General features: G+C 66.9%; 28 protein-coding genes. 12 read left to right on the plus strand and 16 right to left on the minus strand.

Annotation, left to right across the window (positions count from 1 at the left end; all coding sequences use genetic code 11):
- Window positions 1-8: 8 nt before the first annotated feature.
- Complete coding sequence (locus ABZ942_RS31835; protein WP_357388497.1) at window positions 9-1046, plus strand: LLM class flavin-dependent oxidoreductase; 1038 nt, start codon at window positions 9-11, stop codon at window positions 1044-1046.
- A gap of 1 nt (window position 1047) precedes the next feature.
- Here ABZ942_RS31835 and ABZ942_RS31840 read toward each other — a convergent pair whose 3' ends face one another.
- Window positions 1048-2070 (minus strand): fused (3R)-hydroxyacyl-ACP dehydratase subunits HadA/HadB, encoded by a 1023-nt coding sequence (locus tag ABZ942_RS31840; protein WP_357388499.1) that lies wholly within the window; start codon window positions 2068-2070, stop codon window positions 1048-1050.
- 249 nt (window positions 2071-2319) lie between these two features.
- On the opposite strand from ABZ942_RS31840, the gene ABZ942_RS31845 reads away from it, so the two are divergent.
- Entirely contained in the window at window positions 2320-3519 is a 1200-nt protein-coding gene (locus tag ABZ942_RS31845) for an alpha/beta fold hydrolase (RefSeq protein WP_357388501.1), read from the plus strand.
- Between the two features lie 359 nt (window positions 3520-3878).
- On the plus strand, window positions 3879-4988 hold the full coding sequence (locus ABZ942_RS31850; protein WP_357388503.1) for an alpha/beta fold hydrolase: 1110 nt from the start codon (window positions 3879-3881) through the stop codon (window positions 4986-4988).
- A gap of 7 nt (window positions 4989-4995) precedes the next feature.
- Here the strand turns inward: ABZ942_RS31850 and ABZ942_RS31855 are convergent, their stop codons facing one another.
- The 5 genes from ABZ942_RS31855 to ABZ942_RS31875 form a co-directional block, all read right to left on the minus strand.
- Complete coding sequence (locus ABZ942_RS31855) at window positions 4996-5433, minus strand: hypothetical protein (RefSeq protein ID WP_357388505.1); 438 nt, start codon at window positions 5431-5433, stop codon at window positions 4996-4998.
- 315 nt (window positions 5434-5748) lie between these two features.
- On the minus strand, window positions 5749-6030 hold the full coding sequence (locus ABZ942_RS31860) for a helix-turn-helix transcriptional regulator (RefSeq protein ID WP_357388507.1): 282 nt from the start codon (window positions 6028-6030) through the stop codon (window positions 5749-5751).
- Window positions 6031-6157: 127 nt separating this feature from the next.
- Window positions 6158-7240 (minus strand): hypothetical protein, encoded by a 1083-nt coding sequence (locus ABZ942_RS31865; protein WP_357388509.1) that lies wholly within the window; start codon window positions 7238-7240, stop codon window positions 6158-6160.
- On the minus strand, window positions 7237-8424 hold the full coding sequence (locus ABZ942_RS31870; protein WP_357388511.1) for an ATP-binding protein: 1188 nt from the start codon (window positions 8422-8424) through the stop codon (window positions 7237-7239). Before ABZ942_RS31870 ends, ABZ942_RS31865 begins: the two co-directional genes overlap by 4 nt.
- On the minus strand, window positions 8421-9116 hold the full coding sequence (locus tag ABZ942_RS31875; RefSeq protein WP_357389016.1) for a response regulator transcription factor: 696 nt from the start codon (window positions 9114-9116) through the stop codon (window positions 8421-8423). Before ABZ942_RS31875 ends, ABZ942_RS31870 begins: the two co-directional genes overlap by 4 nt.
- Window positions 9117-9627: 511 nt before the next feature.
- Here ABZ942_RS31875 and ABZ942_RS31880 point away from each other — a divergent pair.
- The gene (locus ABZ942_RS31880; protein WP_357388513.1) at window positions 9628-10254 is read left to right on the plus strand and encodes a 4Fe-4S cluster-binding domain-containing protein; all 627 of its coding nucleotides are present in this window, start codon (window positions 9628-9630) and stop codon (window positions 10252-10254) included.
- Here the strand turns inward: ABZ942_RS31880 and ABZ942_RS31885 are convergent.
- Entirely contained in the window at window positions 10172-11392 is a 1221-nt protein-coding gene (locus ABZ942_RS31885) for a helix-turn-helix domain-containing protein (protein ID WP_357388515.1), read from the minus strand. The genes ABZ942_RS31880 and ABZ942_RS31885 overlap by 83 nt on opposite strands.
- A gap of 377 nt (window positions 11393-11769) precedes the next feature.
- On the opposite strand from ABZ942_RS31885, the gene ABZ942_RS31890 reads away from it, so the two are divergent.
- Window positions 11770-12246 carry an HAD-IIIC family phosphatase gene (locus tag ABZ942_RS31890; RefSeq protein ID WP_357388517.1) on the plus strand — a complete coding sequence of 159 codons (477 nt, stop codon included), beginning with the start codon at window positions 11770-11772 and terminating at the stop codon, window positions 12244-12246.
- Between the two features lie 67 nt (window positions 12247-12313).
- Here the strand turns inward: ABZ942_RS31890 and ABZ942_RS31895 are convergent, their stop codons facing one another.
- On the minus strand, window positions 12314-13192 hold the full coding sequence (locus ABZ942_RS31895) for a sigma-70 family RNA polymerase sigma factor (RefSeq protein ID WP_357388518.1): 879 nt from the start codon (window positions 13190-13192) through the stop codon (window positions 12314-12316).
- 122 nt (window positions 13193-13314) lie between these two features.
- Here ABZ942_RS31895 and ABZ942_RS31900 point away from each other — a divergent pair, with 122 nt between their 5' ends.
- A complete protein-coding gene (locus ABZ942_RS31900; RefSeq protein WP_357388520.1) occupies window positions 13315-13662 on the plus strand; it encodes a DoxX family protein in 348 nt (115 codons plus the stop codon).
- 6 nt (window positions 13663-13668) lie between these two features.
- On the opposite strand, the gene ABZ942_RS31905 is transcribed toward ABZ942_RS31900, so the two are convergent.
- Window positions 13669-15255, minus strand: a complete 1587-nt coding sequence (locus ABZ942_RS31905) for a GMC family oxidoreductase N-terminal domain-containing protein (RefSeq protein WP_357388522.1) — start codon at window positions 15253-15255, stop codon at window positions 13669-13671.
- Between the two features lie 241 nt (window positions 15256-15496).
- Here ABZ942_RS31905 and ABZ942_RS31910 point away from each other — a divergent pair, with 241 nt between their 5' ends.
- Complete coding sequence (locus tag ABZ942_RS31910) at window positions 15497-15940, plus strand: nuclear transport factor 2 family protein (RefSeq protein WP_357388524.1); 444 nt, start codon at window positions 15497-15499, stop codon at window positions 15938-15940.
- Here ABZ942_RS31910 and ABZ942_RS31915 read toward each other — a convergent pair.
- Genes ABZ942_RS31915 through ABZ942_RS31945 form a run of 7 tightly spaced genes read right to left on the minus strand, consistent with a single transcriptional unit; the run spans window position 15889 to window position 21897 of the window.
- The gene (locus ABZ942_RS31915) at window positions 15889-16284 is read right to left on the minus strand and encodes a helix-turn-helix domain-containing protein (protein ID WP_357388526.1); all 396 of its coding nucleotides are present in this window, start codon (window positions 16282-16284) and stop codon (window positions 15889-15891) included. The two genes, ABZ942_RS31910 and ABZ942_RS31915, sit on opposite strands and share 52 nt — an antisense overlap.
- Before the next feature lie 28 nt (window positions 16285-16312).
- Window positions 16313-16891: a TetR family transcriptional regulator gene (locus ABZ942_RS31920; RefSeq protein ID WP_357388528.1), complete on the minus strand. Its 579-nt coding sequence runs from the start codon at window positions 16889-16891 to the stop codon at window positions 16313-16315.
- A gap of 25 nt (window positions 16892-16916) precedes the next feature.
- Entirely contained in the window at window positions 16917-18386 is a 1470-nt protein-coding gene (locus ABZ942_RS31925) for an FAD-dependent oxidoreductase (RefSeq protein WP_357388530.1), read from the minus strand.
- A gap of 12 nt (window positions 18387-18398) precedes the next feature.
- Window positions 18399-18803, minus strand: a complete 405-nt coding sequence (locus ABZ942_RS31930) for a carboxymuconolactone decarboxylase family protein (RefSeq protein ID WP_357388532.1) — start codon at window positions 18801-18803, stop codon at window positions 18399-18401.
- Window positions 18800-19666 (minus strand): NAD(P)-dependent oxidoreductase, encoded by an 867-nt coding sequence (locus ABZ942_RS31935; protein ID WP_357388533.1) that lies wholly within the window; start codon window positions 19664-19666, stop codon window positions 18800-18802. Before ABZ942_RS31935 ends, ABZ942_RS31930 begins: the two co-directional genes overlap by 4 nt.
- The gene (locus ABZ942_RS31940) at window positions 19663-20412 is read right to left on the minus strand and encodes an SDR family oxidoreductase (protein WP_357388535.1); all 750 of its coding nucleotides are present in this window, start codon (window positions 20410-20412) and stop codon (window positions 19663-19665) included. The genes ABZ942_RS31935 and ABZ942_RS31940 overlap by 4 nt, the downstream gene beginning before the upstream one ends.
- Window positions 20413-20427: 15 nt before the next feature.
- Window positions 20428-21897 (minus strand): aldehyde dehydrogenase, encoded by a 1470-nt coding sequence (locus ABZ942_RS31945; RefSeq protein ID WP_357388537.1) that lies wholly within the window; start codon window positions 21895-21897, stop codon window positions 20428-20430.
- A gap of 297 nt (window positions 21898-22194) precedes the next feature.
- Here ABZ942_RS31945 and ABZ942_RS31950 point away from each other — a divergent pair, with 297 nt between their 5' ends.
- From ABZ942_RS31950 to ABZ942_RS31970, 5 genes are read left to right on the plus strand one after another with little or no spacing between them, the layout of a single operon-like run.
- Window positions 22195-23400, plus strand: a complete 1206-nt coding sequence (locus ABZ942_RS31950) for a cytochrome P450 (RefSeq protein ID WP_357389018.1) — start codon at window positions 22195-22197, stop codon at window positions 23398-23400.
- A complete protein-coding gene (locus ABZ942_RS31955) occupies window positions 23400-24179 on the plus strand; it encodes an SDR family oxidoreductase (RefSeq protein WP_357388539.1) in 780 nt (259 codons plus the stop codon). The genes ABZ942_RS31950 and ABZ942_RS31955 overlap by 1 nt, the downstream gene beginning before the upstream one ends.
- On the plus strand, window positions 24176-24382 hold the full coding sequence (locus ABZ942_RS31960) for a ferredoxin (RefSeq protein WP_357388541.1): 207 nt from the start codon (window positions 24176-24178) through the stop codon (window positions 24380-24382). Before ABZ942_RS31955 ends, ABZ942_RS31960 begins: the two co-directional genes overlap by 4 nt.
- The gene (locus ABZ942_RS31965; RefSeq protein WP_357388543.1) at window positions 24382-24930 is read left to right on the plus strand and encodes a nuclear transport factor 2 family protein; all 549 of its coding nucleotides are present in this window, start codon (window positions 24382-24384) and stop codon (window positions 24928-24930) included. Before ABZ942_RS31960 ends, ABZ942_RS31965 begins: the two co-directional genes overlap by 1 nt.
- 5 nt (window positions 24931-24935) lie before the next feature.
- Window positions 24936-26180 (plus strand): hypothetical protein, encoded by a 1245-nt coding sequence (locus tag ABZ942_RS31970; protein WP_357388545.1) that lies wholly within the window; start codon window positions 24936-24938, stop codon window positions 26178-26180.
- Window positions 26181-26199 lie beyond the last annotated feature (19 nt).

A 26199-nucleotide genomic window follows, 5' to 3' on the forward strand; every position in this document is an offset into this window, starting at 1 on the left:
ACACAGGTATGACCTCGGCACTTGCCTCTGTCCGGTTCTCCATCCTGGATCGTTCGCGTGTTCGGCGCGGGCAGAGCCATCCTGCGGCGTTGCGCGAGACGGTCGAGTTCGCGCGGCTTGCTGAGGAGTGGGGTTATCACCGGTTCTGGGTGTCCGAGCATCACAGTGTGCCTGGCGTGGCGGGGTCGGCGCCGACGGTGCTCGCTGCGGCCGCTGCTGCGGCGACCGAGCGCATTCGAATCGGGACCGGCGGGGTGATGCTGCCGAACCATCAGCCGCTGATCGTGGCCGAGCAGTTCGGTGTGCTGGAATCGCTGTATCCGGGGCGGATCGACATGGGTCTGGGCCGGTCGGTCGGCTTCACCGACGGGGTGCGACGCGCGCTCGGGCACGACAAGCGCGACGCCGAAGACTTCGATGCCCAGCTGACCGAAGTGCTGGACTACTTCGACCACGGCCGCAACGGCGTGCACGGCTGGCCCGCCGAGGGGCTGCATGTTCCGGCGTTTCTACTGGCCACCGGTTCGGGTGCGGAGCGGGCCGCGCGGTTCGGGCTGCCGCTGGTCATCGCCGCGGTGGGCGGGCAGGATCGGATGGTCGAGGCGATCGAGCGCTATCGGGCCGAGTTCACCGCCACGGCGTGGGGCGCCGAGCCGTATGTCATGGTGTCCGGGTCGGTGGTGATCGCGGATACCACCGAGGAAGCGCACCGACTGCTGCTGCCGGAGGCGTGGTCGAACGCGTATTCGCGGACCAGGGGCGAATTTCCGACGTTGATCCCACCCGCGGAGATCGAGGCGCTGACCATGACCGATCGGGAGCTGCGGATCTTCGAGGAGTCGTTGCACGGTCACGTGCACGGGACCGAGGACGAGGTCGCCGATCAGCTGGAGCGGCTCGTGATCAGCACGGGTGCCGACGAAATCCTGGTGCACACAAGCACTTACGACCGCGCGGCACGACTGGAATCGCATCGTCGGCTGGCGCGGTTGACCGGGCTGCTCGGCTCTGCGGGTGCGAGTCGTTCAGTCGTCGGCCCGCGATAGGTCAATCGGCAAGGGGGAAGCGGACTTCCGCTGCGGCGTAGCCGAAGAGTCTGCGGCCCGCTGAGCGTGCGTCGATCGCGATGGTTGCGCGGCGACGGCGCGGATCGAGTGAGGTGATGTGGCCGTTGAACTCGATCGCACTCGCGGCATGTGGCGGGATGCGCAGGTAGTGGGTGTAATGCGCGAACTGGGCGCGAAACCTGGTGACCGCGGCTGGATCGCCGAGCCGGGAACTCAGAAATGCCGCCGCCATACCGAGTTTCAGCATTCCGGGCGCGACTGCCGACGGCAATCCGGTCATCGCGCCAGCGGAGGTGCGCATGATCGAATCGGTGTCTCCCACCACTGCGGCGTAGTTCACCAGGTCATCGTGGGACAGTCGCACGGTGCGAATCGGCAGCGCGGCGCCGACCGCAAGCGAGTCGAAAGCGACAGTGGTGCAAGGTGTCCGGCTCCCACCGGACGGGGCAACCGGGTCCGCGAGCGGTAGCGCCGGTCGTGGCAGGGCGGGGGAGTAGCCCGGGAGCGCGACGGTCTCGGCCAGCTGCGGATGGGCGCGGCCGGTCCTCGCGAGCAGGGCGGTCGAGCCGGTCTGGACCGTCTCGCCGTGCTGATCGATGAGCACGCTCTTGATCGCGAGCACGTCGTAATCGGCGAAATGACGGACGGATTCGAAATAGATATCGCAGGTCAGTGTGTCGTCGGCAACCAATGGCCGATTGATGTCGAGCACTTGGTCGGCGTGCAGAATCCGGGTCGATCGATAGCCGGTGAGTACGGTGTCCAGAATTTCGCGCTGCACGTGGTTCAGGATGATCGAGGAGAAGGTGGCCGGTGCGAGCAGCCCGGTGAAACCGAGATCGGCGGCCGCGTCCTCGCTCCAATGCGCCGGGTGATAATCCTGGACGGCGCGGGCGAATTCGCGAATCTTCTCCCGACCTACCGTGTAGGGCGTCGTAGAACGATACCGACCGCCGGTCAGTGCCCTCACCTGATCGGACGTAGTCACCGAAATGTCACGCATAATCGCTCCTTTCGCAAACCGAGCCCGACGGCGATCGCACTGTGACTATTCCTCACCGACTTGTATCTCGGGGCTGGACTGTGCCGTTTAACTAACGGCGACAGCGGCTTTGGTGAGCTGTCCAGAAACCGCGTCGACCGAGCGGTTGCCGAGCCGCACGGTTTTAGCGTTGGCGCAGTTTCAGTGCCGGTTACCGGCATTCCTCGGCACTGTCACTCGAATTCTGTGCTCGACGTAGGAAGGCATGCAATGAAACGAAGTACCTCCGGCCGATCGTCGCTCGCGGCGGCGGTGCTGCTGGGCGTCTCGGTGCTGGTCATGTGCGTCGCCGGGCCAGGCGCGAACGCCGACCCCGCGCCGACCGAGCAGTCACTGGCCGACTACATCGCCGCGGGCCGCACGGCGGCGCCGGTCGCCGATTCCGGCAGCGCGTCCGGTTCCGCCTGCAACTCCGGCAGCGGCGCCGGCTCGGGCAACGGCTCCGGCAACTGCTACGGCGGTTCCGGTAGCAGCTCTGGTCTGTCCGGCGGATATGCCAGCGACACGGTCGGTTACGGCCCGCCGATGACCTCCTGGCTGGCCGCCTTCGGCTACGGCCTGCTGAATCCGGATGTCGCGCCGCCCGGTGCCAACGACTGGAACTGCAAGCCGACCGCCGCGCACCCGCGCCCGGTGGTGCTGCTGCACGGCACCTGGATGAACGCCTACAACGGCTACGCGTACATGGGCCAGCCGATCAAGGATGCGGGCTACTGCACCTTCACCTTCAACTACGGCCGATCCAACGTGATCCAGGGCGGCGGACTCGGCTCGGTGCTGCCCGGCGTGATGGGCACCGGCTACATCCAGGACTCCGCCGCGCAGCTGGCCACCTTCGTCGACCGGGTGCTCGCCGCCACCGGGTCACCGGAGGTCGACATCGTGGCGCACTCGCAGGGTGGCGCGATGGCGAACTGGTATACCAAGTTCAACGGCGGCGCGGACAAGGTGAAGAACCTGATCACCTTCGGCGCCACGAATCACGGCACGTCACTGGACGGCATCGGCGCGCTGGGCCGGGCGATCAACAACTTCGGCATCGACATCCTCGGCTTCATCGAGATCTTCGTCGGCCACGCCGGCATTCAGCAGACCATCGGCTCCGATTTCGTCAACAAGTTGAATGCCAACGGCGACACCGTTCCCGGCGTCGATTACACGATTGTCGGCACCCGCTACGACGAAGTCACCAATCCCTACGACTTGACTTTCCTGAAACCGGGACCGGGCGCGTCGGTGCGGAACATCACCCTGCAGGACGGCTGCGAACAAGACGTTTCGGACCATTTGACCATGATGTACTCGCCTCGGGCTCTGTCCATTGCCTTGCGTGCCTTGGACCCGGCCGGCCACCCCGGCCTGGAGTGCACCTTCAACCCATGGGTGATCGGCGGCGGCGGCGGGCTGTAGCACCCGAAGAGAACGTGCATCTCGAGAAACAGGCGAAACCCTAACTCTCCAAGCCTGTTTCGGTAGATGCGCCACCGCCGCGCGACCGGTGTGCCCAGAACGGGAACCTCAACCCCGCCCCTTGTTCTGTCGCATATTGTCCGAGCCGTGGCGAACGTGCCCACCGAGCGGCGACCGCACGCGCCGCCCGGTGGGCACTGTGCTTTTCATCGAATCTGTAAGAGGTTTACCGAATCTGGATGAAATTTACGTGCCTTTGGTCACGTGGTTATATCCGCTCCATGATTCGCTGTTTGCCTGTAGGTCTGTGCCGTTTCCGTGTATCCCGAACGCTGCGCACGACGCAGGAAGGCCTATCGATGAAACGAACGAACTCCAGCCGATCGTCGATCGTGGCTGTGCTGGTCGGCGTCGCCGCGCTCGTCCTCGGCGTCGCCGGTACGGGCGCGAGCGCCGCGCCGGGCGAGTCGATCGAACAGCTCATCGCCGACCGCATCGGGCGCGGCGCCGCGGTTGCCGACTACGGCTTCAGTGCCGGGCTGTCCGGTGGATTCGCCAGTGACACAGTGGGTTCCGGTCCGGTGCTGCCCGCGTGGCTGGCTGCCTTCGGCTACGGCCTACTGAACCCGGATGCCGCGCCGCCCGGCGCCAACGACTGGAACTGCAAGCCGACCGCCGAGCATCCGCGCCCGGTAGTGCTGCTGCACGGCACCTGGATGAACGCCTACAACAGCTTCGCGTTCATGAGCCAGCCGATCAAGGACGCCGGTTTCTGCACCTTCGCCTTCAACTACGGCCGATCCAACCCCGCGCAAGGCGGCGGACTCCCACCGGTGCTGCCCGGCGTGATGGGCACCGGCAATATCGAGGACTCGGCCAAGCAGCTCGGCACCTTCGTCGACCGGGTGCTCGCGGCCACCGGCGCGCCCGCCGTGGACATCATCGGCTACTCGCAGGGCGGCGCGATGGCGAACTGGTACACCAAATTCGAGGGCGGCGCCGACAAGGTGCAGCACCTGATCACCTTCGGTGCGACGCATCACGGTTCCACCATCGACGGTATCGCCGCGCTGGGCCGGGCCATCAACAACGTCGGCGTCGACGTGGTCGGCGCCAGCTCGATCGTCGTCGGGCACGCCGTGGCCGAACAGACCGTCGGCTCGGACTTCGTCAACCGGCTGAACGCCAACGGCGACACCATCCCCGGCATCGACTACACGGTCGTCGGCACCCGCTACGACGAGATCATGACGCCCTACAACCTGACCTTCCTCCGGCAAGGACGAGGCGCGTCGGTCCAGAACATCACCCTCCAAGACGGCTGCGAACTGGACCTCTCCGACCACCAAACCCTGATGTACTCCCCGCGCGCCCTCTCCATCGCGCTGCGCGCCCTCGACCCCGCGGGCCACCCGAACCTCGCCTGCACCTTCAACCCGTGGCTGATCGGTGGCGGCGGGCACCTGTAACAACGGTTCACTCGGTGGGGCTCGCGCAACCGCACAACACGCTGGTCGTGATGCCGGTCGCGGTGAGAGCCTCCGACGTCTTGGTGACGAGGTACTCGGCCCAGGACGTCTCCTGGGCCAGGGCAATTTCGGACTTCGTTGTCGCGCAGTGGAACTGGGCGCAGGCCACGGTGGCGTCCAGTGCGAAGATCACGTCGACGGCGACGCTGTGGTGCAGCGTGACGGTGATCGCGGCGATGGCGCGGCGTTCGACGATGTGCTTGGTGTGCACGGTGGCCAGGGCCAGATCGCGCACCCGTGGTGCGCTGATGCCGACGACATTGCCGAACCGCCACCGGCGCGGCGACCGATCGCCCGACTGGCCCGCGGCCTCGTGGACCGCCAGGATGAGGTCGTCCAGCGCCGGCGTCGGGACGCTCACCTCATAGGCATATCGACGGTTCACGATCCGTGCCCACACCTTCCGCGTGCGGCCGCGACGTTGTCGTACCGGCGACCGAGTTCAGAACAAGCAATGCCCGAGAAACTCGTGGGCGCAACTGATCTGCACGACGGCAGGGGGTGCTTGCCTAGTGCTGTGGTCGGTTTCGTCCGCGAAATCTGACGATGTCACGATTTCGCATCTTTGTCTGTCGGTCAAATGTCCGACACTACTGCCGTCGGCGGTGGGCACGCTCGATTCACATCGGTCGTTCGAATGATGTCGTGTCGACTATCGCGATGTTAGCGTCGAAGCGAGAGAAGGACGGTGGCGATGCGACTACAACTCGTCCAATGCGATCACGCCGTCCTGCAGGGCACGGGCCACCAGCGCAGCCTTGGTGTTGGCGGCCCGGTCGACTGCCGCGTATTTGGCGCGGATGCGGGTGATGTGGGTGTTCACGGTGCCGATCGACAGGTACAGCTGCATGCCGACCTGGGTTTTCGAATCGCATTTGACCCAGGCGACAAGTACTTCGAGCTCGCGCGCCGACAGGTGCGGGTCGCGCCACGACGGGGTCGGGTGTGGTTGTGGTCGGGGATCCGGAACGATCGCAGTCATCAGTTTTTTCCCGCTTCATGCAGTGTCAGTCGGCTCCGGTGCCGCACCTCCCCGAAGGTTGCAGACCAATAACCGATGTGCCCACTGAATATATGACCGGATTTCATTCCTGTGAATTCCCCAGCTCTCAGCCCGTAGGTCTGGGGTCTTGCTTCGCTTCGCGAACAAGTTGCCGACCGTCCAGGTCGGACCGGACCACGCCGGTCGCCTCGACCTCGATCCGCAGTTCGCCGTTGTCGCGCAACAGGATTGAGGCCAAGGTGCTGCGTCCCGGCGGCAGGATCCGGGCGGTGACGGTGCCGCCGTCGGCGTAGTCGAGCGCGTCGCGCAAGACGGTGCGTACCTGCTGGCGACGCTCGGTGTCGACCTCGTCGAGGCCGCCGCCGTCATCGAGTACGACGGTTACCCCGCGTTGGCGCGCATAGCGTGCCGCGGCGCCGACCGACGCATCGATCATCAAACCGCCCAGTATGTCGTCGCGCAACTCGGCCTCGACGAGTCGGCACTCGGCCTGCTCCTGCGCGGTGAGCGGCCGGCCGGAGGCGATGATCTCGAGCAGCGGCCGCGCGACGGCGTCGAGCCGGGCGACCCGTTCGTCGCGTTCCTGCTGAGCGGCCTGCGCGGCGGCCTCGGCCGCGGCCCGCTCGGTATCTTGTTGGCGCAGCGCGAGAATCGAATGGGCCAGCGGGCGGACCACCCTGGCGAAGAATGTCGCCATGAGCAGCGGGGTCAGGTTGATGAACGAGAAGCCGACTCCGGTGAGCCAGCCCTGACCGGTATGTGTCGTCCACGATGCGCTGACGGCGATCTGTCCGAGCACGCCCGCCCACGCCAACAGCGGTGCGCCGCGCACGCACAGGAAGTTCAGATACGCCGATCCCGCACCGAGGAACCAGATCTGGGTGGAATTGGCCATCGGCACCGGCAGCTGCCAGATGGCCAGCGCGGCGGCGAGCGGGGCCGCCGCCGCGGCGGGCACGGCGAACCGGGCTGGCAGCGGATCGCCCGGCGCGAGCAGCATCGCGGCTCCGGCGCCGAGGATGAGCGCCACAGCGAGCGCGGTGAACCGGATATCGCGGATCCCGTCGTCGGCGGCGAACGCCATCGAGGAGATCGCGACGGCGAACAGGCCGGACACCAGCCACGCCGCCCGGGTCCGCATACCGAGAATGTCGCGCACATCGTCGCGCACGGTTCGATTCGACATCATCGGGCCGCCCACCCGGTGCTGATCCGGCAGCCGCGGCCCGGTGCGGCCTCGATCATCGACCAGCCGCCCGGCAACTCGGCCAACCGGTCGATGATGCTGGCGCGCAAGCCGATCCGGTCCGGCGGGACGCTCGCGGGATCGAATCCGACGCCGTCGTCGACGACATCGATCTGTACCGAGTCCGCGTCGGCGCGCACCTCCACCTCGCAGGCCGCCTCGTGCGTGGGCGAACCGGCGTGCCGCTGCCAGTTCCGCAGCGCCTCGCCGACCGCGGCGGCCAGTGCGGTCGCCACCTCGCTCGGCACCGCGAGGGCGCTGTCGGCGACCTGATCGGTGCGCACCCGCACCGAGTCGTCGACCTCGGCCGCCGTCGCCCGGATGCTCGCGACCACCTGACCGATGTCGAGGGTGTCCCGCAGGGGCATACCGGAACTCAGCCGTTCGAGGTCGCGCAGCGTCACATCGGCGTGGTGGGTGAGCACGGCGGAGTTGGGCGCGCGCGAGGCCTCGAGCAGCGTCGCGATGACCCAGTCGTGCGCGAGGGCGTCGAAGCGCCTGCGCTCGAACCGGCGCGCCTCGGCGGCGGCGGTGGCGGTGGCCTTCGCGCGCACCTCGTGCGAGGTCTGATCCAGCACCCGCCCTACCCGCACCAACACGACGCACGCCGCACAGGGCAGGGCCGAATAGGCAACGGCGAACAGGAAATCGGGCACCACCGGGTTGTGCGCGTCCGGTCCGCGGGCGTACGCCGCGTCGATCTGCGCGAGCGCGGCGGCGGCGACGAGATAGGCGAATGGTATGCGGCGCCAGAAGATGCAGAGCGCCACCGCGGGCAGTCCGGGAATCCAGGTGATCCACAACGATTGTTCGGGCGGTACCACGGCATCGGCCCGCACGACCAGCCAGCTGGCCGCGGCGAACAGATAGCCGAACGCGAAAGCCAGTACCGCGTATCGGGTGAGGTCGAAGCGCCAGCGCAGCGCGGCGGCGGCGATGAGCACGGTGGGCGCGTAGATCACGGTGAGCGCCAACGGAGTCCACCACGACGCCGCCAACGACGACTGGGACAGTGCGGTCGGCACGGTGAGGGCCGCGTAGAACAGGCCGCCCGATCCGACGAACAGGCCTGCGCCGCGGACGAGGCGGGACTCGGCGCTACGCGGTGGCGCGGCCGTTTCGATCATCGGGGCCGTGGATCGCCGCCGATGAAGCCGTCCCGCTTCGCCTCCCGGTAGAGGTCGACCCGGGACCGGACCGGCCGGCCCGCCTCGGCGTACCTGCGGCGGATGCGGCTCAGGTAGTCGTTGACGGTGTGCTCGGAGAGTCCGAGCTTGTGCGCCACCGAGGCCGCGGTCTCGCCGTTCGCATAGTGCTCCAACACGTCTCGCTGCCGGGGCGGCAGGTCGATATTGGTCAGCGCCGGGTCGCTGTCGATGGCCGAGGCCCAGGCCATCGTCGCGACCTGCCTACCGGAGGCGGCCGCGCGGATCATCGCGGTGGTGCGTTCGGCCGGGTCGCTCTTCAGCGCGACGCCGAGCACGCCGGCCCGGGCGGCCGAACGGATCAGGTCGCGCCAGTCGCCGGTGGTGTAGACGAGGCAGGGGATGCCCAGGTTGTGCAGCGCTTCGACGTTCTCGCGTGGGCTGGAGCCGTCGGGCAGTCGCAGGTCCAGGATGGCCAGGTCCAGATTTGTTGCCTGCTTGAGCAGTTCGGGGACCGTCGGTGCGATCGCGACGACAGTGAGGTCCGGCTGGTCGGACAGGATCGCGGCCAGGCCCACCGCGACCGCCTGGTGGTCCTCGACGATGCCGATCCGGCGCACCGTGCCGGGCTTCGCGTACGGGCCGGGTAGATCGGTGACGGCCACGCCCGCCATAGTGAGCAGTCGACGGATCACCATGAATGGAATTAAATCACTCGGTAACGAACGTGCCAAGTCGGCCCGTTCATTTATTCGGATTTCACACCGGTTCGGCCGGATGGAATGATGATCGAATGGTGGTCTCGGATTGCACCTCGTACGGTGTAAGTTGATATCGACCGGTCGGTTTTATGGTTGCGTGCTCGAATCCGGTTGTGGCACTGGTGATCAGCGGTGTGATCCGGCGGCGTTGCGTGACTCTTCGGAATATCTGAAACTACACTGAGTCTAATCAGGTACTTCTAGACGAAATATGTTATCGGCTGAACCGGCCGACGTTATTTCGCGGAAGTTCTTCGAATTACCCATTTTGACTTCACCGACGGAGGAATGGTTGCCACCGAAATCCCCGATCATGGACTGGTGTCGTGCGTTCGGCGGACAGACAGCAGGCCTCGGCGCCACGAAGCTCACTAGGTGAGGACACGGGGCGCACCTCCCCGCGGAGCGGCAGGACTCAGGAGAGATGGACGTGCACTCGAGTCGGCATCCGGACAGCGCCACGATGTTGTTGTCGCGCTTACATTTTCCGGCGGCGAACATCGGTTATGGAATTCGGGCGGGGATTTGGCTGCCGGGCTGCCGGATCTTCTGCCGCGACTGCCTCGCCGAAAACGCCTGGGTATTCGACGAATCGACGCGCTGCGGCGTCGACGCGATCCTCGGCTGGCTGCGCGAGTTACCCGCCGACCGGCTCGACGGCGTCACCATCTGCGGCGGCGAGCCGACCGACCATCCCGCGGCACTGCGCGCCCTGCTCGACGGTATCGGTGAATGGCGCGCGAGTCTGGACGGCTTCGTCGACATCCTGCTCTACTCCGGGCGATCGGCCGCCGCGCTGGACGCGCAGCTCCCTTGGCTGCGGGGCTCAGTGGATGCGCTGGTCGCCGAGCATGTCGTAGCGGCGGACGGGCGCGACCTCGCGCTGCGCGGTGTGGCCAATAAGGAGGTCGTCGCGGGCTCCGCGCTCGGCACGCTGCGTTACGCCGCAGCGGAATTCGGCAGTGAGCTCATATCGTGCGATAGCTGCGCGCGACCAACGCCGATCGCAGATACCACAGCCCGGACGGTTGGGACGGGTCGAAGCCGGTGAGCTGACCGATGCGCTTGAGCCGGTAGTCCACGGTGTTGGTGTGCACGTGCAGGACTCGCGCGGTGCGCTGCCGGTTGAGGTTGTTGGCGATGTGGCGCTGCAGGGTTTCCAGGAGCTCGGGGTGCTCGTCGAGCGGATCGAGCAACTGGCCGAGGAACTCACGGCCTGGGCCCGGGCGGGTGAGCTGGTACTCGAGCGCGAGTTCGTCGAAGCGGTACAGCCCGGCCACTGCTTCCAGTCGCTGCACCATATCGAGCAATTCGTGCGCCTGGTCGGCGGCATTGGGGATCTGTTCGGGGGTGGCCTCGACCATGGTCGCGGTGATGCCGACCTGCGCGGCGTGCGACAGCTGGGTGACCATGGCGTCGTAGCCCGCGTTGTCGAAAGTGGCCGCCGGGATCAGGACGGTGCCGCCGTCGACGCTGAGCAGCGACAGCGCGCTCTCGCCGCAGCGGGTGGCGAGTTCGGCCTGCACCCGTCTGAGCTTGCGGCGCGCGACGACCTGACTGTCCAGCATCGGATTGTGCTCCTCCCGATGCGGCGGAATCGCCACGGCGAGCACGGCATACGAGGTCGCGATGGCGATACCGCACTCGCGGGCCATGGTGGAGGTGCTGTGCCCGCCGAGCAGCGCCGAGGTCAGCGTGTGCACGGCGGTGTGGTGCTCGCTGACCACCGAGCGCAGTTCCCTGATGTAGGCCACCGAGACGGCCGAACTGATCATGTCCAGCATCTCCAGCACCATCTTCGCGCCGTCGACCAGGCTGTCGTAGTCCTTGATGGACGCGTCCGACACCACCAGATCCAGCCCCATCTTGAAGCCTTCGTGGATGGAGTGGTGAATGGTGTCGATCGGCACGCCCTCGCGGGCCCAGCTCGACGCGGCGTCCTGCAGGCGCTGCAACTTGCCCGGGATGTCCTGTCCGTCGAGCATGCTGACCGCGAATTCGAGGCAGACCCTGGTGATGGTGGTGACATCCCCGGAGATCGCGTCCGCCGGCAACGTGCCGCAGGGGATGACGTTTTCGACGAAGTGGCCGACCATCTGGCGCGATAGTGCGCGAACGTCCTTGAGCGGGGACGACATCGGCTTGCCTGCCAGAGTCAAGCTTTGCCGTGCAGAGTTGTCGATCGACATTGACGACTTCCTTCCGCCCCCGGAGATAGCTGTACAGCGCATTCACACTAATCGTTCGATACCTGTTCCGGATCGATTCGCCAGGTTCTATAGCGGGCATCAGAGACTGGTCGGTTGGTGGTTGTGTTGCGTCACAGTGGGTTATGCGGCCTCGCATTCGCGCTCGCACGCGCTCGGTACCGCCGAATGCGGTACCGCCGGTTCTGTCAGTTGATGCGATCGCGGCCGGCGCTGGCGGTAGGATCGCTCGCGCCGGGCTTGTACCAGGAACCATGGGCTTGCCGGGCACGTGTCGTGCCGGAGGGGGTGTGCTGTACCCGTCTGCCGCGCACGCACGCCAGGGAAAGCGGAGATGACGCGATAGGGGGCTAGGACACATGAGACCGGCTCTGAGATGTCTTGTCTGGGAACTGGACAACACATTGTGGGACGGCGCGGTGAGCGACCGGATCAGCGGCGCGCTACGGCCCGCCGCGGTGCGCACGCTACGGCTGCTCAGCGAGCGCGGCATCTGGCACGCCGTGGCCAGCCGCGGCGATCGCGAGTGGACCATGGACAAGCTGTACCGGCACGGCGTCTACGAGATGTTCTCCGCCCTCGAAATCGGCTGGGGCCCGAAGTCTTCGGCGATCAGCCGGATCGGTACCACGTTGGGGCTGACGCTGGACACCATCGGATTCATCGATGACGAACCGGTCGAACGCGGCGAGGTGTTGCGCGCGTTGCCCAAGGTCCGCTGCTACGCCGCGCACAATGTCGACGTGCTGCCCGCGTTGCCCGACTTTCGCCCCGTCGTGCGGACCGGGCCCGATCCGACTCCGCCGGTGGGGTTCGCCCGGGTTCCTGCGCGGTAGTACCGGCCGAACTGCTCGTGCCCACACACGTCCGGTGTGTGGGCACGGTTTACGTTGTGGCCCAGGTTTATTGCGGCAGCACCGCGAGGTCGAGTTCGCGCAGGCGGGCCGGGTCGGCGATCACCTCGTAGCCCGCGACCCGAGCGTCGCGCACCGTAACCGTGAGGGCGAGTAGGAGTTTGCCGCGCGGCGCGACCAAGATGCCGACCGCGCCGTTCACCAGCGCCAATGTCGCCACCCGTGAACGACTTTGCAGCAGTACCGTTTCCTTCGCCACCGACTGAGCGCCGCGCACCACCGCCGACATTCCGGCGGGCAGCGCGGCCGGGTCGGCGACCCGGATCACGTCGGGGGCGAGCACGGCCAGCAGGGCGTCGAGGTCGCCGCCGCGGGCCGCAGCCAGGAAGGCGGCCACGACCTGCCGTTGGGCGGCGAGTTCGGTTGCCGTGGTTGTTGTTTCTCCCTGTGCGCGCTGTCGTGCGCGGCTGGCGAGCTTCTTCGTAGTCGCCGTGGTCCGCCCGACGATCGGCGCGATCTGATCGAACGGCACCGCGAACAGATCGTGCAGCACGAACGCCACCCGCTCGTCGGGGCCGAGCCTGTCCAGCACCACCAGCAGGGCCCGGCCGACCGAATCGATCAGCACCGCTTCGTGTTCCGGGTCGCTGTCGTAGGCGGAGTCGCCGAGTTCGGCGAGTAGATCGATGGGCTCCTCGCGCCGCGTCGCCCGAGTCCGCAGCATGTCGAGGCAGATCCGCGACACCACCGTGGTCAACCAGCCGACCAGGTTCTCGACGTCGTCGGTGTCGTGCCGGGCCAGCCGCATCCAGGCCTCCTGCACGGCGTCGTCGGCCTCGGTCCGTGACCCGAGCATCCGGTACGCGACCGCCCGCAAGTGGCCGCGATGCGTCTCGAATCGCTGCGCCAGCATGTCCTGGGCCCGCATCGGTCACCTTTTCGTTCCGCCATCCGTCACACAGTCGGCGGATACCACAGCGCCGGTCGACCGGGTGCCCGCCACCTCACGATCGCAGACCGGCCACGCAACGAACCAGGAGGGTGCTACCCATGTCCACCGCTTACGTCATCGTCACCATCGCCGCCGCGGCCGCCGCGCTGATCGCCTCGGGAGTCGATGTCTTCCGCGCCCAATGGGTGCGCGACAACATGCGGCGCTACGGCATACCGGACTGGACGCTGTACCCGCTGGCCGTCATCAAAGCCGCCGGAGCCCTCGGCCTACTGGTCGGCTTGGCCATTCCACCGCTGGGCCTGGCCGCCGCGATCTGCCTCGTCCTGTACTTCCTCGGCGCGATCATCACCATTATCCGAGCCGGTGGCTACCGCGATCTCGGTTATCCCATGCCCTATCTGGGGCTGGCCGCCGCATCGCTGGCCTTGTTCGTCGCGTCCTGACCGGGCTTACCCGTTCTGGATGAAGTGGGCAGCCTGCTCGCCGATGAAGACGGCGGGCGCGTGGGTGTGGCCGCGGATGAGCAGCGGCATCACCGACGCATCGGCCACTCGCAGGCCCTGTACGCCACGGACTTCCAGCTTCGGCGTGACGACGCTGGCCACGTCGGTGCCCATCCGGCAGGTGCCGACCGGGTGATACAGGGTGTGCGAGTAGCCGTTGAGGGCGAGTTCGAGGGTGGCTTCCAACTGTGACGGTGCCTGCGGCGGGTAGATGATCGGGCCGAGTACGTCTTTCATCGCCGGGGCGGCGGCGATATCGGTGCAGGTGCGCAGGCCCGACATCAGGGCGGCGCGGTCCATGCCCGCGCTGTCGGACAGGTAGCGCGGGTCGATCAGCGGCTTGGCGGCCGGGTCCGCGGAGGCCAGCGTGATGCGCCCGCGGCTGTGCGGGCGCAGCAGCACGGTCGCGAGGATGACGCCGTGTTCGGTCGGATCGACCAGGCCCTCGTAGTAGAACGGGGCCGGGGCGAAGATCATTTCGAGGTCGGGCAGGTCCAGATCGGGCCTGCTGCGCACGAATCCGTAGGCCTCGCCGACATTGGAGGTGAGCATGCCGCGATGCCGGACCAGGTAGTCGAGCAGCTGGCGGGGCTTCTCGGCGGCGAACAGCGAATCGCCGGCCACACTGTAGCCGACGCCGGTGACGAGATGATCCTGCAGGTTCGCGCCCACCTCGGGCGCGTGCCGCAGGGCACGAATACCTTGGCGCGCCAATTCGTCTCGGTCGCCGATGCCCGAAAGCATCAGCAATTGCGGGCTGTTGATCGCGCCGCCGCACAGCACCACCTCGCGCCGCGCGGTGACCGTGTGCGGTCCGCCGCCCTGGTGGTATTCGACGCCGACCGTCTGGGTTCCCTCGAACAGCACGCGCGTGGCCAGGGCCTCGCTGCGGATCGTCAGGTTCGGTCGGTGCAGCGCGGGCCGCAGGTACCCGTCCGCGGTGCTCCACCGCCGTCCGCCGTGCTGGGTGACCATGGTCTCGCTGAAGCCGTCCGGCTCCGGGCGATTCGGCGGCTCGACCTGGAAACCGGCCTCCCGCACCGCGGCCAGGTATGCGGCGGTCAGCGCGCGCGGACTGCGTTGGCGCGAAATGTGCAAAGGCCCGTTGGCACCCTCGTCCGGATATTGTGCGTCCTCGACACTTTCGATTCGCCGGAACTGCTCGACCGCGGCCGCGAAACCCCACTCCTGGCCGGCCAGCAACGCCCACTCGTCGTAGTCGGCGCGGAAACCGCGCACCCACATCATCGCGTTCATCGAGGACGAGCCGCCGAACATCTTGCCGCGCGGCCAATAGATCTGCCGGTTCTTCAGCTCCGGCTGCGGTTCGGTCAGATAGTCCCAATCCACTTCGGAGCGAAAGAGTTTCGCGAAACCGGCGGGGATGTGCGCGAATTTGTTCTTGTCCGCGGGTCCGGCCTCCAGCAGCACCACCGAGGTATTCGGATCGGCACTTAGTCGATTGGCCAGCACCGCGCCCGCGGATCCGGCGCCGACGATCACGTAGTCTGCGGTAAGGCCACCTGGTTGCACTGTCCCACTCCGATCTATGACGCCTATGGCAAAGATACGAGGCTGGGGCGGACCGGGGTTCGATTTCGGCGCAACCGAACCCAAGTCACCGACTGTGGCGGGTATGGCGTCCTTTACTGATCTTGCTTGCGGCCGATAGGGTGGCGAGATCGGTGACGACAGTCACAAGACGATCGATCGGTCGTATTCGCTTGGTAATCTCGGTTGAGACCGTTCGGTTCCCTTTGATCGAGAGGCTGTGATGACGATGTCGAACGAGGACCGCCAGCGCAAGATCGCGACGATCGAACAGTTCTACGAGTTCATCTCGGCGGCGGAGTACGAGAAGCTGTACGAGTTGTGCACCGACGATGTTCGGATGTCGATCCCGTTCCAGCTGCCCGGATTCCCGAATCATGGCGAGGGCAAGGACAATCTGCGCCAGTTGAGCGGGGCGATGGATCGGTACAGCTCCACCGCGCAAACGGTGGTCAAGGTCGAGCCCATGCTGAATCCGGACAGCTTTGTGGTCGAGACCAAGGGCGACATGGTCGTTCGGGATACCGGCAGGCCGTACCGCAACGACTATCTCAATATCTTCCGGTTCCGCGACGGCAAGGTCGCCGAATGGGTCAGCTACCACGACCCGGTGCGTCAGCTCGTCGCGTTCGGCTTCACCGAGTTGCCGGTACCCGCCGAGTCCTGATCGGCGTACGCGAGCCGGAAGCGCGACGGCGAGGTGCCGTAACGGTCGACGAAGGCCTGCCGCAGGGTTTCGGCCGAGCCGAAGCCGCAGCGGGTCGCGATGCTCGCGATCGGCAGCCGAGTGCTCGCCAGCAGTTGCGCCGCCGCCTCGGTACGGGAGCGGCGGACGAAGCGGCCCGGTGTATGGCCGAGCTCGGTGACGAACAAGCGGGTGAGATGGCGTTCGCTGACACCGATCTCGGCCGCCAGGGCACTCGGGGACAGGTCCTGGTCGAGATGGCTGTCGATGTAGGTCACCGCGCGACGGACGAGGTACCCCACGATGACACCCTCGCGCGCTTGCACCCGTCCAGCGTACGTCGAATGGGTAGCGCTATTTCAGGATGAGCAGCGCGGACTTCTCGATGCGGTCGGCGATCTCCGAATAGGACGCGTAGCCCATGCCCGCTCGCACGAGGGCGCCCGCGTACAGCAACTCCAGTGATTCGACGACATCCGGATCCGAGTCCTCGCCGAGCGCTCGGATGAGGCGCTTGCGGATCTCGGCCCCGATGCGGCCGCGCAGGTGCACCACGTCGGGATCGCGACCGAGCAGCGCGCTGGTCACCGCGCCGGACAGTTCCTGTTCGTCGGCGACGAGCATCGCGATGTTCCGCAATTCGGCGACCACCCGGACGGTCGGGTCGGCGTCCTCGCTGACCGGTGACGGCGCGGAAATCAAACGCCGCCAGAAGATCTCGGCGACCAGGTGCTCCTTCGAGGAGAAATAGGTATACGCGGTGGCCGCGCCGACTCCCGCCGCGGCGGCGACCATCCGGATGGTCAGCCCCGCGAACCCTTCGCGGGCAAGCACTTCCACCGCCGACTTGGTGAGCTTGTCGACGGTGTCGGCCTGCTTCCCGGACAGCCTGCGGCGGGTCGCCTCGAGAATGACGGAATCGGGTTCGGACATGTGTCTGGATACTACTGGTGACTGTTCAGTTCTTCGCGGCGGCAATGCCCGCCCGCCGGCCATAGAAACTGCCGTCGCCCAGGGAAGCTCCGCTCACGTACCCGCCCGCGCACAGCCCGGAGGTGCAGCGCCCGGCGGCGAACAGTCCCGGGATCGGCTCGCCGGAGACGTGCAGCACCCGGGAATCCAGGTCGGTGCGTAGCCCGCCGAGCGTGAAACCCGCGGTGAATCCGCGCATGTCGAACGCGGCCAGCGAACCTTGCAGTGGCCGTACCCATTCCGGCTTCTTGCCCAGCAGTGGATCCTTGCGGTCGGCGGCGTGCAGGTTGTAGCAGTCGACGGTGGTCTGCAGTGCCAGCGTGGGCAGGCCCATGTCGCTCTCGAGTTCCGCCACCGTTTCGGCGGCCCAGGTGGGCGGCTGCCGGAAGAACGGGGTGGAGGTTTCGGTGGCGAGTCCGGCTTCGTAGGACGCCTCGTCGATGACGAGGAACGCCTGGTTCTCCTGTTGGATGAGTGTTGCCTGGCCGATGCGGCCCGGGTAGGTGTCCTCGGCGATGAACCGCTGGCCGCGCCCGTTGACCAGGATGCCGCGCGCCATCAGCTGCGGGTCGCCGAAGAACGCCACCTCCGTCGCGTCCATGTGCGCCAGTTCCGCGCCGAGGGCTTGCGCGACCCGGATGCCGATGCCGTCGTGTTCCTCGATCGCGGCGGCGGGCCTGCCGATCAGGCGCGGTGCGTAGCCTTCGATCATCTGCGGGTGATAGGCGAAACTGCCGGTTGCCAAGACGATTCCGCGCTCGGCGCGGATCGCCACCTCCTTGCCGTAGCGCTTGGCGATCACGCCGACGACGCGATCGTCGTCGTCCACTACCAGCCGGCCGAGCCGCAGATCGTATTCGACTCGGACACCGAGGGATTCGGCGGTCTCCGCCAGGGGCTTCATCAGCATGTAGCCGCCGCTCTTGCGGCCGATCTTCTTGTCCGCCATCTGCGGAACATGGCCGCGCGGCGCCGGTTTCGCGATCGCGTTGAACGGTGCGGCGTTCTCGCCGCCGGAGTACATCAGCCCCTCGTCGTGCGGCGGCTCCCAGCCCGGCTCGCCCCAGAAGGCTTCGCGGAACGGCACACCGTTGGCGACGAGCCAGTTGTAGTGCTCGACGCTGCCGCGCGTGTAGTCGGCGATCTTGGCCTTGTCCACGCCTGGGCCGAGCGCGGCCAGCAGGAAGGTCTCCATGTTCTCCGGCGTGTCCTCGAAGCCGAGCGCCTGTTGCAGCGGGGTGCCGCCGCCGAGGTAGATGAAGCCGCCGGCCATCGCGGCCGCGCCGCCCCAGCCGCCGGTGCGTTCCAGGATCAGCACGTCGGCGCCCGCCCGGGCCGCCTCGATCGCGGCGCACACCCCGGCGATGCCGTAACCGGCGACGACGACGTCGGCCCGGTGGTCCCACGCGGTGACGCTGCTCGCTCGCAGCGGGCGAAGGGTGTTGGCATCAGACATGTTTCGGGTCCTTCACTCGGTGGGATCGGATTGTTGCTTGCGGGCGGCCTTCTTCTGTTGCGCCACAATGGTGCCCACCAGGAGGTCGAGTTTGGTGCCGTTCGGCCAACCTACGTAGTGGCAGAGGAACACCGCGATCTCGTGCAGTTGCTCCTCGGTGAGTTCCTCGTTGCGTAGCGCGGCGCCGATCTGGATGCCCGCGGTGTCGATGGCCCCCTGTGCGGTGAGAGCACCGAGCAGGATCAGTCGCCGGTCCCGGATGGACAGTGCGGGACGCGACCAGATGTCGGCGAACAGGTGATCGGCGGTGACGGCGAAGTGGCTGCCGGGGTAGTCCTGGAACTCCGTGCCGTACACCTCGGCCATCTTGGCCAGGCCGCGCTCGCGCACGGAATCGGCGGAACCGTTGTCAGTCATGATTGCCTTTCGGATGCGCCGACGCCGAGACCGGGCCCGAGGTGTTCGAGCGCGAGTTCGGCCAGGGGGAGTGCGATATCGAGCCGGGTGCCGAGGGCGAGGGCGAGGCTGAGGTCCTTCTCGCCGAGGTCGCGCACGTGCCGCAGGATCGGCAGCCAGAAGTCGCCCTGCTCGATCGGCGCGGTGCGGTCGCGCAGCATGATGGCGCCGGGTCCGCCGGTGACGGCGTCGGAGTGACGAACCACCTTGCCGAGCACCGTGATATCGAGTCCGGCGGCCTCGGCCAGCCGTTGCGCCTCGGTCGTCGCGGCGAACGAGATAAAGTGGATCAGGTTGCGCGCCAGCTTCATTCGCGTGCCCGCGCCGACCGGTCCGGCGTGCACGATCAGATCGGCGAAGCAGCCGAACGGTGCCCGGACACGCTCGAAGGCCGCGTCGCTGCCGCCGACCATGACCGCGAGAGTGCCCTTCGCCGCGCCCGGTCTGCCGCCGCTTACCGGTGCGTCCACGAGTTCGACACCGTGCGTGGTGCATTCGGCCGCCAGTTCCTCGGCGGTCCGGTCGCTGATCGTCGAATGCACCGCCACCACGGTTCCCGGTGCGGCACTGCGCAATAGTCCATCGCGGCCGGTGATGACGTCGCGCACCTGGGCGTCGTTCACCACGGCGACCGAAATGACCGTGGCGTGTTCGGCTACCTCGGCCGGCGAGGGGGCGGCCTCGGCCCCTTCGTCGGTATAGGGCTCGAGGGCCTCGGGTCGTACGTCACACACGGTCAGTCCACCCGGCCAGTCGAGCAGCCGCTTTGCCATCGGCGCACCCATCGCACCGAGGCCGATGAAGCCGATTCTCGGTTCGCTCACGATCGGAACACCTGTCCGCCATCGACATTGAAGATCTGTCCGGTGACCCAGCTCGCCTCGTCGGACAGCAGGTACAGGCACGCGCCGACCAGGTCCGCCGGTGTGCCCATTCGTTTGAGCGGCAGCCGATTCACCATGTCCTCGACGATCGCCGGCGGCGTCACCGCTTTGGTGGCGTCGGTGTCGATGGGACCCGGTGCGATGGCGTTGATTCGGATGTTCGAGCCGCCGAGCTCGAACGCCAGCTGCTGGGTCAGGCCGTTGATGCCGACCTTGGCCAGGCCGTAGAAGCTGGAGTAAGTCCAGGCGGCGGTGGATGATTGGTTGACGATCGAGCCGCCCGCCTTGCGCATGTGCGGCCAGACCGCGCGGGTCATATTCAGCGCGCCGTCCATGTTCACGCTCATGAACTTTTTGTAGTAGTCCCACGGCACGGTGAGCAGCAGGTTGAGCTTCATCTCGCCGTAGATGGCGGCGTTGTTGACGAGGTGATCGATGCCGCCGAACTCGGCGACCGTCAATGTGGCCAGCGCTGCGGCGGATTCGGGATCGGACACATCCACCTGACCGAACAGTGCGGTACCACCCTCGGCGGCGATCTTCGCTACCGTGGCCTGACCGCCCTCGGCATTCTTGTCGGCGACAACGACTTTCGCGCCCTCGGCGGCCAGCGCGGCGGCGTACGCGGCGCCGATGCCCTGTGCGGCGCCGGTGACGATGACGGATCTTCCCGCGAAACGGGCCATGACGATGTGCTCCTCTTATCCGGCGGTCGCGATCAGCTTGGTTTCCAGGTATTCCTCGAACCCGGCGAGGCCCATCTCCCGGCCGATGCCGGACTGCTTGTAACCGCCGAAGGGCGCGTCGGCGGAGTACCAGACGCCACCGTTGACGCTCAACGTCCCGGTGCGTACGCCGTTGGTGACGTGGCGGATTCGCTCGGGATCGGTGCCCCAGACCGAGCCGGACAGGCCGTAAGGGGAGTCGTTGGCGAGGCGGATGGCGTCGTCGTCGCCGTCGTAGGGGATGACGACCAGCACGGGGCCGAAGATCTCCTCGCGGGCGACGGTCGCGGTGTTGGGTACGTCGGCGATCAGTGTCGGTTCGAGGAAGAAGCCACGCGCGAGGTTCTTCGGCCGACCGCCGCCGACCACGACGCGGCCACCCTCCGATCGCGCGATGTCCAGATAACGCTCCACTCGGGCGCGCTGCCGTTCGGAGATGAGTGGCCCGCACACGGTCCGCGAGCTGGCCGGATCGCCCGGCTCGATGCCGGCGATGGTCGCGGCGGCGGCCTGCACCGCGTCGTCGTAGGCGGCGCGGGGAACGAGCAGCCTGGTGGTGATCGCGCAGCCCTGTCCGGCGTGCACGCACACCGAAAAGGCCGCCACCGCACAGGCTCCCGCGATATTCGCGTCGTCGAGCACGATGAACGCCGACTTGCCACCCAGTTCCAGGAACGCCTTCTTGAGTGTCGTTGCGGCGCCGCGCATCACCGCGCGTCCGGTCTGCGTCGAACCGGTGAAGCTGATCAGGTCGACCAGGGGATGCTCGGCGAGTTGGGCGCCGAGCCCGTGGTCGGCGGAGGTCACGATATTCAGCACACCGGCCGGAATATCGGTCTCCTCGGCGACGATCGCGCCGACGGCCGCCGCACACCAGGGCGTGTCGGGAGCGGGCTTGAGCACCACGGTATTTCCGGCTGCGAGCGCGGGACCGAGCTTGGCGAAGGTGATCTGGTGTGGGAAGTTCCACGGGGTGATCGCGGCGACCACGCCGACGGGTTCGCGGCGCAACACGCGCCGGGTCTTGATGCCCATCGGCTCCGCGACACCGAGATCGGTTTCCCAGCTGTAGGTTTCGGCGAGCGAGGCGGAGTAGGCGAGGTCGGCTACCGGACCCTCCAGTTGCGGGCCTCGGGTGAACATGGCGGGCGCGCCCGCCTCGGCGATGGTCAGCTCGCGTAGGTCCTCGATGTGTGATTGCAGTGCGGTGCGCAACTGTTCGAGGCAGTGCGCGCGGAAGGCGTGGTCGCGGGACCAGTCGGTGTCGTCGAATGCGGTGCGGGCGGCGGTGATTGCCGCGTCCATGTCCGCGGCGTTCGCGTTCGCGGCGTGCCCGAGCACCTCCTCGGTCGCCGGATTGACGGTGGCGAAGAAGCCGTCCCCGCCCTCGACGAGCTTGCCGCCGATCAGCAGTCGCGCACCGTCGGCGGGCAGCAGGCTGGTCATGCGGTTCTCCGATGCTGTCTGGACACGTGTACGGAATATAGTCACGCGCCCCGATTTTGTGCAAGAACAGGTTCTAACTCTGTCATTCTGGGCTAAGCGTCGCGCGGTTGTGGTGGATTCTCTCCGGTTCCCGGGCGGGTCGACCGGATTGTGCGCAATGGTGTTGGTAAGCCAGTGGAAACGTTGTCGGAGGTAAGGGCCGGTGGTACTGTCCAGACACATGTCCAGTTATCTGTCGCTGCCCGGTTCGATGCGGGTTACAGCTCGGGGGAACTTGTTCTCGAATATCGGGTGGGTGTGGTGACGGCCGCGTTGGAACCCTTGACGTTCGATCCGTACGACTACCGGTTCCATGAGGACCCGTATCCGACGTATCACCGGTTGCGCACCGAGGCGCCGCTGTACTACAACGCCGAGCTGGATTTCTGGGCTTTGTCCCGGCACGCCGACGTGACCAACGGATTCCGCGACAGCACACGGCTGTCCAGCGCCAACGGTGTTTCCCTCGATCCGGCCGCCTGGGGTCCACATGCGCATCGGGTGATGTCGTTCCTCGCCATGGATGATCCGCGGCACCTGCGCATGCGCAGGCTGGTCTACAAGGGGTTCACGCCGAAGCGGGTGGCCGAAATGCGGGGCCGCATCAAGGAATTGACGCTGTCCTACCTCGAACCCGCGCTTGCCGCCGGATCTTTCGACTGGATCGACGAGGTCGCGGGCAAACTGCCGATGGACGTCATCTCCGAGCTGATGGGCGTGCCCGCGAGCGACCGTGTCGAAATCCGCAGGCTCGCCGACCTGGTCGTGCATCGGGACGACGGGGTGCTCGACATTCCGCAGGCCTCGATCGAGGCCTCGATCAAGCTGCTCACCTACTACTCCGAGATGGTGGCCGAGCGCAGGCGCGCGCCGAGCGCGGACCTGACCTCGGCGCTGCTGGACGCCGAAGTCGACGGCGACACACTGTCGGACGAAGAGATCATCGGCTTCCTGTTCCTGATGGTGGTCGCGGGCAACGAGACCACCACGAAGCTGCTGGGCAACGCGCTGTACTGGGGCGCACGGAATCCGGGCGAGTACGCCAAGGTCGCGGTGGAGCCCGCGCATGTATCGGACTGGGTGGAGGAGACGCTGCGCTACGACACCTCCAGCCAGGTGATCGCCCGCTCCGCCACCACGGAGCTCGACTATTACGGCGGCGCCATCCCCGCCGGTGCGAAAGTGCTGCTGCTGATCGGCTCGGCGAACCGCGATCCCGCAGTGTTCGATGACGGCGACACCTTCCGTATCGACCGGGCCGACAAGGCCGGGTTGGCGAGTTTCGGTGCGGGCGTGCACTACTGCCTCGGCGCGCACCTGGCGCGGTTGGAGGCGGCGGTCGCGTTGCGCGAATTCGCCTGCCGGGTGCGGTCTTACGACGTGGTGGAGGCGGGCATCGTGCGCGTGCACTCCTCGAATGTGCGCGGCTTCGCCAAGCTGCCGATTGTTGTGGAGGCGAGATAGTGCCGCGTTTCGAACCCCATCCGGCCCGCCGCCCGGTCCTGGTCGCCGGAGCGTCGTCAGGGATCGGCGCCGCCACCGCGGCGGCGCTGGCCGACCTCGGGTATCCGGTCGCGCTCGGTGCGCGCCGGGTCGACCAGTGCGTGGAACTGGCGGACAAGATTCGCGCCAACGGCGGCGAAGCCTTCGCGCAGCGGTTGGACGTCACCGATGCCGCGTCGATCGATGAATTCGTCACTGCGGCCGAAAATGCGTTGGGCCCCATCGAGATTCTGGTCTCCAGCGCCGGGGACATCGAGTTCTCGCCGGTGCACGAGATGGACCCGGAGCGCTTTCTGAATCAGGTTCAGGTGCATCTGGGCGGTGCGCATCGGCTGGTACATCGGGTGCTGCCCGGCATGCTCGACCGGCAGCGCGGTGACGTCGTGCTGATCAGCTCCGACTGCGCCACCGAGCCACGTCCGCGCACCGGTGCCTACAGCGCGGCCAAGGCCGGGTTGGAGGCCATGGCGCTGCAGATGCGAATGGAATTGGAAGGCAGCGGGATTCGAGCCTCCCTGGTGCGACCCGGCCCGACGCTGACCGGAATGGGGATGAACTCCACCCCGGAGGTCATCGGACCACTGCTGGAGTCGTGGCGGGACTGGGGCTTCGCCCGGCATCCGAACATGCTGCGCCCGTCGGATCTTGCCGCCGCGGTGGTTGCCGTGGTGTGCACGCCGCGCGGTGCGCATCTCGTGCTCGTCGAAGTCCAGCCGGAAGCCCAGGTGAGCAAGAAGTGAGAATCATCGCGGATTTGGACCTGTGCCAGGGGCACGCCGTGTGTCAGGACGAGGCGCCGAACGCTTTTCGGGTGCCCAAGCGCGGCCAGGTGGAAATCCTGGTGGACGTGCCGGACCCGGCCGATCGGGCTGACATCGAGCGGGCCATCCACTACTGCCCGACGCAAGCACTGTCGATCGCTCCAACGGAAGGTGCCCGGTGATGACAGGTTTCCCGCGTGACGAGCTGGACGAGATGGTCCGGCGGTGGCTGATCGAGAACCAGCGCTGCGAAGAAAAGGGCGACTGGAAACCCCTGGCCGAGATGTACACCGAGGACGCCACCTACGGCTGGAACTATGGTCCCGCGCAGCAATTCATGGCCGTCGGCCGCGACGAGATCCGGGACCTCGCCCTCGGCCAGGAGATGCAGGGACTCGACGGCTGGACCTACCCATACCAGGAGTTCGTCGTCGACGACCGCAACGGCACCGTCATCGGCTTCTGGAAACAGGTGTCGGAGGTGAAACGCCCCGACGGGCGGCACTATTCGCCCGAGGGCATCGGCGGCAGCTGGTTCCGCTACGGCGGCGACTTCCAATGGTCCTGGCAGCGCGACTTTTTCGACTTCGGCAACGTCTCGCACATGTTCATGGAGATGATCACCGGCAAGGTACTGCCCGCCGGCATGCAGCAGCGCATCGAACGTTCGGTCTCCGGTCCACTGCCGGGGTGGTACCCGATCGGTGAATCACCGGCCTCGCTGTGGTGAATGCCATGTCGGGGAGCAACTTCGAGCAGTTGTCGCGGGCACAGCTCGCTACGCTGCTGCCCGAACTGCTGCTGTGCGGCCACCTGATCGACCGGTCCGGCATGGCACACACCATCGCGGCGTTCGGCCGGACCGGGATGACCGCCGTCGCGATCGAGGAGTGGCAGCTGGCCAGTCCGGTCTACACCCGGCGCATGCAACGGGCGTTCGGGTTCACCGGCGACGATGTGGTCACCATCTTCAAGGGCTTGCAGCTGGATATCGGCGCCCCACCGCAGTTCATGGATTTCCGGTTCCGCGTCGACGATCGGGACCACGGCGAGTTCTGGCTCGACCACTGCGGCGCGCTGCTCGATGTGGAGCCGATGGGGGACGAATTCGTGCTGGCGATGTGCCACGACATCGAGGATCCGACCTTCGATGCCACCGCGCTCGCCACCAATCCGCGCGCTCAGGTCCGGCCGGTCCATCGCCCGCCACGGCGTCCGGCGGACCGGAAGCCGATGTGCGCGTGGACGGTCACCATCGACGCGGCGCACGTACCGCCGCCGGTGCCGCCGAACGCCGACCGCATAGCGGCCACCGCGGCTGCGCGGGTGGTGCTCGCCGACATCGATCCAGCGGATGAGGGGCAGTCCGACTACTCGGGCCCGTTGCTGAGCGATCTTCGCTTCGCCGACTTCTCGAAGTCGGCGTTGGTGCGGATGGCCGACGAGGTGTGCCTGCAACATCATCTGCTGACCCTGGGATTCCTGGTCGCACTGCGGTCCCGGCTTGATCCCGCCGCAGCGATCGCGTTGGGCCGCAAGCAATTCGCTGGCATCGCCGGGCTTACCGCCGAACGACTGTGTAAGGCACTGAAGCTTGGCGACGACATGGTCGCGCTAGCGATGGTGCTTCGCCTTCATCCGGCTTGGAACCCGTTGGCGTACACAGACATCAGCGTTGTAGAAGCCGATGGCGCGCTCCAGCTGACGATTCCACGTGCAAGCTGTGCCGAGTCGGACGGTTCCTGGCCCGCGATGATCGATGCCGATCACCTCGCGCCCCTCGACGCGATGGCCCGCGCGGTGAACCCCCGATTCGCCGCGCAGACAGTCGATTCCACCGATCGCGCGCTGACGATCGAGATCATCCGCGCGGATCAGCCCTCCCGCGAGTCGACCGAGGTCGCGTTGACCCGATTCAGCACCGGGGCCGCCTTTGCCTTCACCGACCGCGGCATCCCGCTGCCGCTCACGGTGGTGTGAGAAGTATCGAGAGAGTGAA

The sequence above is a fragment of the Nocardia sp. NPDC046473 genome (assembly GCF_040645995.1).
Lineage (GTDB): Bacteria > Actinomycetota > Actinomycetes > Mycobacteriales > Mycobacteriaceae > Nocardia.